An 8,180-nucleotide genomic window follows, 5' to 3' on the forward strand; every position below is an offset into this window, starting at 1 on the left:
GGCGAAAAAACGGGGCGGCTGCTCGAAAGCAGCCGCCCCGCCTGTCCCTCCGCCCCGCCCGCCCCTCCACCCCGTCAGACCGACGGCGCCCGGGGCACGATCACCGGCGCACCGTCGCCCGGCGCCGCGAGCACATGGCTGTCGATGTCGTACAGCGCCCGCACCAGCGGCGCGTCCACCACCTCGCGCGGCGGCCCGCAGGCCACCACCTCGCCGTCCCGCAGCGCGACCAGCAGGTCCGCGTAGCGGGCGGCCGCCGCGAGGTCGTGCAGCACCATGACCACCGTCCGCCCGCCCGCCGCGACCCGGCGGACCAGCTCCAGCACCTCCACCGCGTGCCCGAGGTCGAGCGCGCTGGTCGGCTCGTCGAGCAGCACCACCGGGGTGTCCTGGGCGAGCACCATGGCGAGCCAGCAGCGCTGGCGCTGGCCGCCGGAGAGCCGGTCGAGGCGACGGTCGGCGAGGTCCTCCACGCCGGTGGCGCGCAGGGCCTCGGCGGTCAGCCGCTCGTCCTCCGCCGACCACTGGCGGAACAGCCCCTGGTGCGGATGGCGGCCGTAGCGGACCAGCCCGGCGACGGTCACCGCCTCCGGGGCCTGCGGACTCTGCGGCAGCAGCGCGACCCGGTGGGCGGCCTGGCGCGGGCGCAGCCGCCACACGTCCTCGCCGCCGACCAGGACCCGCCCGCCGTCCGGGCGGTGCAGCCTCGCGACGGACCGCAGCAGGGTGGACTTACCGCAGCCGTTCGGGCCGACCACCGCCACCACCTGTCCGGCCGGGACGGTGAGGTCGACGCCGCCGAGCACCGGGCGCCCCGGCCCGTAGCCGGCGCTGAGCCCTTGGATGGTCAACTCCATGGCAGTCCCCCTGGTTCGACGTGCGCTCAGTTGCCGCCGAGTGCCTTGGCGAAGTCGCCGATGACGACGTCGGCGGCGAGCGGGCCGCCCCGGGTGGACCAGACCGAGCCGTCCACGGTGACGGCGTGGTTGTTCTTCACCGCGCCCAACTCCTGGTATGCGGGCTTGGACTGGACGTCCTTGAGCGCGGCCTTGCCGTCGTCGGTCAGGGTGGACAGGAACAGCCAGTCGCCGTCGATCTCGTTGAGCTTCTCCAGGCTGAGCGCCGGGCTGTGCGCGTTGCCGTCCTTGTCCTGCGCGGCCGGGCGGGTCAGGCCCATGTCCAGGGCGACGCCGCCGGCGAACTGCTTCTTCTCCATCCAGCTCGGGCCGGTGGGGTTCCAGCGCACGATGGAGACGGCGGCACCCTTGTTCTTGGTGAGCCCGGCGCCCGCCTTGGCGGCCTTGGCGTCGTAGTCGCCGATCACCTTGTTGGCCTGGTCGAGCTTGTTGACGGCGTTGCCGATGCCGCGGAAGGCGAGCTTCCAGTCGTCCGTGGGCGCCATGGTGACCAGCGTGGCGGGGGTGATCTCGCGCAGCTGCTTGAGCACCTGCTCGTCCTGCATGTCGCCGGCCAGGATCAGGTCGGGCTTGGCGGCGATCACCTTGTCCATCACGGGCTGGAGCAGGTTCCCGACCACCGGGATCCCCTGCACCTTGTCCTTGAGGTACGCGGGCGGCTCGGCCAGTCCCTGGCCGTTGGTGATGCCGACCGGCCTGACGCCCAGGGCGAGCACCGCGTCCAGGTCCTCCTGGGTGAGGGTGACGATCCGCTTGGGCTCGGCGGGGACCTCGACGGCCTTGCCGGTGGCGTCCTTGACGGTCCGCTTGCCGCCGCTCCCGCCGCCTGCCGCGTCCGCCGCCGGGGACGCGGCCGCGGAGGAGCCCGAGGACGAGGAGGAGGAGCCGGAGGAGCCGCAGCCGGTGAGCAGGAGCGCGGCCGCCCCGGAGACGGCCAGCGCCTGGGCCGCACGGCGGCGGACGGGGCTGAGCGGGCGGCGGGCGAACGGCATGGGTGCCTCCGGGCAACGGTGGTACGGAAGTTGAGCGGCGTCCGAGAAGTTCGACGGGACGGGGGTGCCCCACGGGACGGGCTCGGCCATTAGGTTAGCCTTACCTTATGACATTCTCGCAAGCCGGCGTCCGCGCGGCGCCCCCCGCCACCGCGCCGGATTCGCCGCCACCGGGCCGGCGGAGCCGTCGGCCCGAGGGTGCCCGCCCCACCTGGCCGGCCGTCACGGCGGCGGCGGTCCTCCTGCTCGCCCTCGCCGCGCTCTCGCTGTCGGTCGGCGCCGGCGAGGTCGGCCCCGGGCGGGTGCTGGACTACCTGCTGAACCACGACGGCGCCCGCGCCGACGGCCGACTCGCCCTCGTCGTCGGCGACCTGCGGCTGCCGCGCACCCTCACCGCCCTGCTCGTCGGCGCCGCACTCGGCGTCGCCGGGGCGCAACTGCAGTCCGTCACCCGCAACCCGCTGGCCGAGACCGGCCTGCTCGGCGTCAACGCCGGCGCCTCGCTGGGCGTCGTGCTCGGCATCGCCGTGCTCGGCGTGCAGACCTCCTTCGGCTACCTCGCCTTCGCCTTCGGCGGCGCGGTGCTCGCCAGCACCGTGGTGCTGCTGGTCGCCAGCAGCCGGGGCGGCGGATCGCCGATGCGGCTGGTGCTCGCCGGCTCCGCCGTCGCGGCGATCTTCCGCGGGCTCACCGACGTGCTGATCGTCAACTCCCCCGAGGCGTACGAGCGGTACCGGGTGTGGGTGCTCGGATCGCTGGCCGGGGTGGAAGGCTGGACGACCCTGCGCCAGCTCGCCCCGGTGCTCGGCGCCGGGTTCCTGCTCGCCGCCCTCACCACCCGTCCGCTGACCGCCCTCGCCCTCGGCGACGACCTCGCCCGCGGCCTCGGCCACCGACCCGGCGCCACCCGGGCCGCCGTCGCCGTCGCCGTCACCCTGCTGACCGCCTCGGCGGTCGCGCTGGCCGGGCCGATCGCCTTCCTCGGGCTGCTCTCCGGCTTCCTCGCCCGCACCGTCGCCGGCCCCCGGATCGGCCGACTCACCCTGCTCGCCGCGCTGTTCGGCGCCACCGTGCTGACCGGCGCGGACGTGCTCGCCCGGGTGGTGGCCCGCCCCTTCGAGGCGCCGGTCTCGGTGATCGTCGCGCTGATCGGCGCCCCGGCCCTGATCGCGATCGTCCGCTCCCGGCACTCCGCCGCCCTGGCCATGGCCGACCCCGCCGAGTCCACGCCGGCCGCGCGACGCGGCGAACCGGCGCCGCTCAAGCCGGACTTGACCCTGCGGCACGGAACATGGTCGCTGCTGCTGCCGCGCCGGGCACTGCTGGCCTCGCTCGGCCTGGCCGCCGCCCTGCTGGCCGCCGTCGTGGTCTCGGCGCACGCCGGACAGAGCGAACTCGACCTCGCCCGCACCTTCCAGGCCGTGTTCGGCTACGGCGACCGGCTGGACGTCCTGCTGGTGCAGAAGTTCCGGCTCGGCCGGATCGTCGCCGGACTCGCCGCCGGCGCCGCCCTCGGCCTGGCCGGCTGCCTCACCCAGACCCTCGCCCGCAACCGCCTGGCCACCCCCGAACTCCTCGGCGTCAACGACGGCGCGACCGCCGCCGTACTCATCTCCGCCAGCACCGCGGGCACCTTCGGCGCCTGGTGGGCCGGACCGCTCGGCGCACTGGTCGCCGTCCTGGTCGTCACCCTGGCCTCCGGCGGACTCGGCGCGCGCGGCTACCGGATCCTGGTGGTCGGGCTCGCCATGTCGGCGCTCGCCTCCGCCGTCATCCAGGTCGCGATGGCCCGGCGCTCGCTCAACTCGGCCGGATCGCTGTACATCTGGACCAACGGCAGCCTCAACGGACGCGACCTCGCCGTCGCCACGCCCGTCCTGATCGGACTCGCGGCACTGGTGCCGGTCGCGCTCGCGGTGGCCCGGCGACTGGCGGTGCTGCGCTTCGACGACAGCGTCGCCTCCGCACTCGGCGTCGACCCGGGCCGGGTCCGACTCGCCTGCCTGCTGCTGGCCGTCGCCCTGGCCGGGCTCGCGGTCGGCGTCTGCGGGCCGGTCGGCTTCGTGGCCCTGGCCGCGCCGGTGATCGCCGGACGGCTGGCCGGGCCCGCGCGGGTCCCCGTGCTCGGCTCCGCCCTCACCGGCGCCCTGCTCGTCGTGCTCGCCGACACACTGGGCCGAGTGCTGTTCGCCGGGGTGGAGATCCCCGTCGGCATCGTCACCACCGTCCTCGGCGGTCCCTTCCTGCTCTGGGTGCTGCTCGGCCGCAAGGGCAGCCCCGCCTAAGCCTTTTGGAGTCACTGCTGTGGAAACCCCGCTCGTCGCCCTCTGCCCCGACGACCCCGCCTACCGCCTGGTCACCTTCACCCATCACGACGGCGACTGCGACGGCGTGCTCGCGCTGCTGCACACCGTCACCGACAAGGACCGCCACGCCGGGGACCTGACGCCGCATCTGATGAAGCGTCAGTCGAATGGGATGTGGGCGATCACCTACCGGCTGCGCGAGGACCACCGCGCTTCCTACCAGCTGTACCCGTTCCACGGCGAGGCCCCCGGCACCACCCGGCCCGACTGGCTGCGCGTCCTCGACCAGGCCCGCCCCGACCCGTACGACACCGAGCCCCGGCTGCCCGCCCGCGACGGCCGCCACCCCGCCTCGGTGCTCAGCCTGCCCGCCGCCCCCGCGCAGCCGTACGTGGCGCGGCGCGAAGGCGTGCCGCGCGGACGGACGCTCGCCCACACGGTGGCCGGCCGGCGGGTCGACGTCCACCTCCCCGCCGGCCACCGGGCGGACTGCGGCCCGTACCCGGTCGCGGTACTGCTGGACGGCGAGATGTGGGGCGAGGTGCTCTCCGTCGGCGACACCCTCGACAACCTGACGGCCGACGGCGCCATCCCGCCCACCGTCACCCTGCTGGTGCACACCATGGGGCCGAAGCGCCCGGACGACCTGAGCTGCAACCCGGCCTTCATCGACCTCCTCGCCGACCGCCTGCTGCCCTGGGCCGCAACGGAGTTCGGCGCGAGCGGCGACCCGGCCGCCACCGTGATCGCCGGCCAGAGCGCGGGCGGCCTCACCGCCGCCTACGCCGCCTACCGCCGCCCGGAACGCTTCGGCAACGCGCTCTCCCAGTCCGGCTCCTTCTGGTGGCCCGACGAGACCGAGTTCGACGCGGGCAGCGAATGGCTGACCCGGCGCCTCGCCGCCGAGGAACGACGGCAGGCCCGCTTCTGGATCGAGGTCGGGCTCCAGGAGTGGATGCTCCTCGCCCAGAACCGCCACCTGCGCGATGTCCTCACGGCCCGCGGCTACGACCTCGCCTACCGCGAGTTCAACGGCGGCCACGACTACGCGTGCTGGCGCGGGGGCCTGGCCGACGGGCTCGCGCACCTGCTCGGGTCACCCGAGGGGATGGTTTCGGGCTGATTCGCATACCTCCAGGCCATCGGGCGTCTAGCGTCGAACTTCGCACCGATCGGCCTGGAGGTATCCCGTGAACGCGCCCTCGTCCGCCGCGCCGCCGCCGATGTCGTGGAAGTACTGCGGCAACCAGATCAAGCTGTGGCGGACACGCGCGGGTGTCAGCCGCGAGGACCTGGCCACCGAGGCCGGGTACGGCATCGAGAGCCTGCGGTCGATGGAGGCCGGGCGGCGCAAGCCCTCGATGCACCTGCTGCAGGTGGCGGACGACATGTGCGACGCGAAGGGGATCCTGGTGGCGGGGGCGCAGTTCCTGGTGCCGGAGAAGTATCCGCAGTTCGCAGAGGAGTACATCCGGAACGAGGAAGAGGCGCTGGTCATCAACTGGTATGAGAACCAGCTCGTTCCCGGCCTGCTTCAGACCGAAGCGACGGCCAGAACCATCATCGATGGTCGTTGGCCCCCACTTGACGACGAGACCGTCGCGGCGCGGGTGGCCGCTCGTCTCGAACGTCGAGGGTTGCTGAACATTCAGACCAAGGCGTTCAACTTCGTGATCGAAGAGGCCGTCCTGCGCCGTCGCCTCAGCACGGAAGAAGCCCACACCGAGCAGCTGCGGCACCTCATCACGGTCGGCAAGCAACGCAACGTCGTCATCCAGGTCGTTCCCTCGAAGGGTTTCCATCCTGGCTTGGAAGGACAGCTCATCCTCCTCGACCTGCCCGAACACCAGCGAATCGCCTATGAGGAGGGCCAGGCTGGCGGGCGGCTGTACTCGGACATCGACAAGGTACAGCTCCTGAGCCAACGCCATGAAAGGATCCTCCGACAGGCTCTCACTCCGGAGAAGTCGGCCGGGTTCATCAACAAGCTGGTGGAGGATCAGTGAATCGCGAGTTGGTCTGGTTCAAGTCCAGTCACAGCGGGAGCGAGGGTGGCGCCTGCATCGAGGTCGCTTCCACTCCAGGCACCGTCCGCGTCCGCGATTCCAAGGACAAGACCGGCCCCCAGCTCACCTTCACGACCGAGGCTTGGGCCGAATTCATCGGCAAGCTCGTGGAGGAGCTATGAACACCGAACTGGCCTGGTTCAAGTCCAGCCACAGCGGAACCGAAGGCGGCGCCTGCGTCGAGGTCGCTTCCACTCCAGGCACCGTTCATGTCCGCGACTCCAAGGACAAGACCGGGCCCCAGCTCACCTTCAGCCCGACCGCCTGGGCCGACTTCGTCCGACTCGCCCGAGACGGCGCTTCTCCGGACCGCTGAAGCCGCCTCCACAAGCCCCGTGCTAGCGTCCCCGGGGCGGTGCAGCGGCGCCGGCCCCGGACGAGACGTGCGCCGTACCCGGCCTGCCAAGACGACGCACTGTGGAGGCGTCATGGCCGCTGCCGGTGCACCGGTCGCCCGTCCGCTGGACGTGCGGTGGATCCACGGTTCCCCGTCCGCCAAGCACAACACGGACCCGGACATCCAGGTCCACGAGTACGACGAGCACACCGTCATCCTGCGGCAGAACAAGGCGATCAACTACGAGGCCCCGTTCCTGTTCCTGCTCTTCGGGGCGGAGCGGGCGGTGCTGATCGACACCGGGGCGACGGCCGAGGCCGCGTACTTCCCGTTGCGCGCGACGGTCGACGCGCTGGTGGAGGCGTGGCTCGCCCGCAATCCCCGGGACGGCTACGGGCTGCTGGTGCTGCACACCCACCCGCACGGCGACCACGTCGCGGGCGACGGCCAGTTCGCCGACCGACCCGCGACCACCCTGGTCGGTGCCGATCTGCCCACCGCCTGGCCGTACTTCGGCTTCGATCGGGACGAGGAGGCCGTGGCCCTGGTCGACCTGGGCGGCGGGCGGGTGCTGAAGTGCCTGGCCACGCCGGGGCACCACGAGGCGGCCGTCACGTACTACGACCCGTGGACGGGCTTCCTTCTCACCGGCGACACCGTCTATCCGGGGCGGCTGTACATCGACGACTGGCCGGCCTTCCGGCGCACCGTCGAGCGGCTGGTGGCGTTCACCGGGAGCCACCCGGTGACGCACGTGCTCGGCTGCCACATCGAGATGACCCGCGAGCCGGGCGTCGACTACCCGATCCGCACCACCCACCAGCCCGACGAGCCCCCGCTCCAACTCACCCCCGCCCACCTGGACCGCATCCGGGCGGCCGTCGCCGAACTCGGTGACCGGCCGCGCCGGTACCCGCTGGACGACCTGATCCTCTGGCCGAGCGAGTGAACTCCCCGGGCCCCGCGGCCGATCAGTCCCGGTAGGGGACCAGCCGGGTCAGGTCCAGCTCGAAGTCGAAGGGCGCGGGGATGCGGAGATTCTCGCCGAACTCCCGTTCCGTCCTGGTGTGGTAGCGGTCGCGGTTGGGTTCGGAGAACAGGGTCACCGTCTTCTGCCGGGGGTCCACGATCAGGTAGAGCGGGAAGCCCATCCGCGGGTAGTCGCGGACCTTCCCGCTCCAGTCGTTGTCGGGGTTGGACGGCGAGGCGATCTCGACCGCGATCAGCGCCAGGTCGGCGGGGATCTCGCGGCCCAGCTCGATGATGTCCTCGGGCAGGTAGGTGAGGTCCGGATTGCGGACGGAACCGACCTCCGGCGAGGAGAGGTCGCTGTTCCCCGTCGGGAAGTAGCCGGGAGGACAATGCGCCTCGAACTGGCGCTGGACGATCGCCAGGTTGAGCTGGTGAATCGATGACGGTGACGTCTGCATGACGATGATGTCACCGGACAGCTCGACCTTGTAGCCGTCCGGCAGGCTACGACGGGCCTCTTCGAGCAGACGGTAGTGCTGAGGGTTCATGGGCTCTCCTCCGGTGCTCCGACCACCGTAGGGCAGTCGGAG

The 8,180-nt window shown here is 72.4% G+C and carries 8 protein-coding genes, 1 pseudogene and 1 riboswitch; of the genes and pseudogenes, 6 read left to right on the forward strand and 3 right to left on the reverse strand.

Annotation, left to right across the window (positions count from 1 at the left end; translation table 11 throughout):
- Positions 1 to 74 precede the first annotated feature (74 nt).
- On the reverse strand, positions 75 to 857 hold the full coding sequence (locus ACFVHV_RS02970; RefSeq protein ID WP_380348399.1) for an ABC transporter ATP-binding protein: 783 nt from the start codon (positions 855 to 857) through the stop codon (positions 75 to 77).
- A 26-nt stretch (positions 858 to 883) separates the two neighbouring features.
- Entirely contained in the window at positions 884 to 1,909 is a 1,026-nt protein-coding gene (locus ACFVHV_RS02975; RefSeq protein WP_380348401.1) for an ABC transporter substrate-binding protein, read from the reverse strand.
- 107 nt (positions 1,910 to 2,016) lie between these two features.
- On the opposite strand from ACFVHV_RS02975, the gene fhuB reads away from it, so the two are divergent.
- The 6 genes and pseudogenes from fhuB (at position 2,017) to ACFVHV_RS03005 (ending at position 7,567) form a co-directional block, all read left to right on the forward strand.
- On the forward strand, positions 2,017 to 4,194 hold the full coding sequence (fhuB, locus tag ACFVHV_RS02980) for a Fe(3+)-hydroxamate ABC transporter permease FhuB (protein WP_380348403.1): 2,178 nt from the start codon (positions 2,017 to 2,019) through the stop codon (positions 4,192 to 4,194).
- Positions 4,195 to 4,204: 10 nt separating this feature from the next.
- Positions 4,205 to 5,338 (forward strand): annotated as a pseudogene (gene fes, locus ACFVHV_RS02985) (enterochelin esterase); the annotation flags it as partial.
- A 67-nt stretch (positions 5,339 to 5,405) separates the two neighbouring features.
- The gene (locus ACFVHV_RS02990) at positions 5,406 to 6,221 is read left to right on the forward strand and encodes a Scr1 family TA system antitoxin-like transcriptional regulator (RefSeq protein WP_380348405.1); all 816 of its coding nucleotides are present in this window, start codon (positions 5,406 to 5,408) and stop codon (positions 6,219 to 6,221) included.
- On the forward strand, positions 6,218 to 6,403 hold the full coding sequence (locus ACFVHV_RS02995; protein WP_380348406.1) for a DUF397 domain-containing protein: 186 nt from the start codon (positions 6,218 to 6,220) through the stop codon (positions 6,401 to 6,403). Before ACFVHV_RS02990 ends, ACFVHV_RS02995 begins: the two co-directional genes overlap by 4 nt.
- The gene (locus tag ACFVHV_RS03000; protein ID WP_380348408.1) at positions 6,400 to 6,597 is read left to right on the forward strand and encodes a DUF397 domain-containing protein; all 198 of its coding nucleotides are present in this window, start codon (positions 6,400 to 6,402) and stop codon (positions 6,595 to 6,597) included. The genes ACFVHV_RS02995 and ACFVHV_RS03000 overlap by 4 nt, the downstream gene beginning before the upstream one ends.
- Before the next feature lie 33 nt (positions 6,598 to 6,630).
- Positions 6,631 to 6,698, forward strand: a riboswitch (guanidine-III (ykkC-III) riboswitch).
- 11 nt (positions 6,699 to 6,709) lie between these two features.
- Positions 6,710 to 7,567 carry an MBL fold metallo-hydrolase gene (locus tag ACFVHV_RS03005; protein ID WP_380348410.1) on the forward strand — a complete coding sequence of 286 codons (858 nt, stop codon included), beginning with the start codon at positions 6,710 to 6,712 and terminating at the stop codon, positions 7,565 to 7,567.
- A gap of 22 nt (positions 7,568 to 7,589) precedes the next feature.
- Here ACFVHV_RS03005 and ACFVHV_RS03010 read toward each other — a convergent pair whose 3' ends face one another.
- Positions 7,590 to 8,138, reverse strand: coding sequence for a Uma2 family endonuclease (locus ACFVHV_RS03010; protein WP_380348412.1), 549 nt, complete (start codon positions 8,136 to 8,138; stop codon positions 7,590 to 7,592).
- Between the last annotated feature and the right edge of the window lie 42 nt (positions 8,139 to 8,180).

It is taken from the genome of Kitasatospora sp. NPDC127116, assembly GCF_042677365.1.
GTDB lineage: Bacteria > Actinomycetota > Actinomycetes > Streptomycetales > Streptomycetaceae > Kitasatospora > Kitasatospora lactacystinica.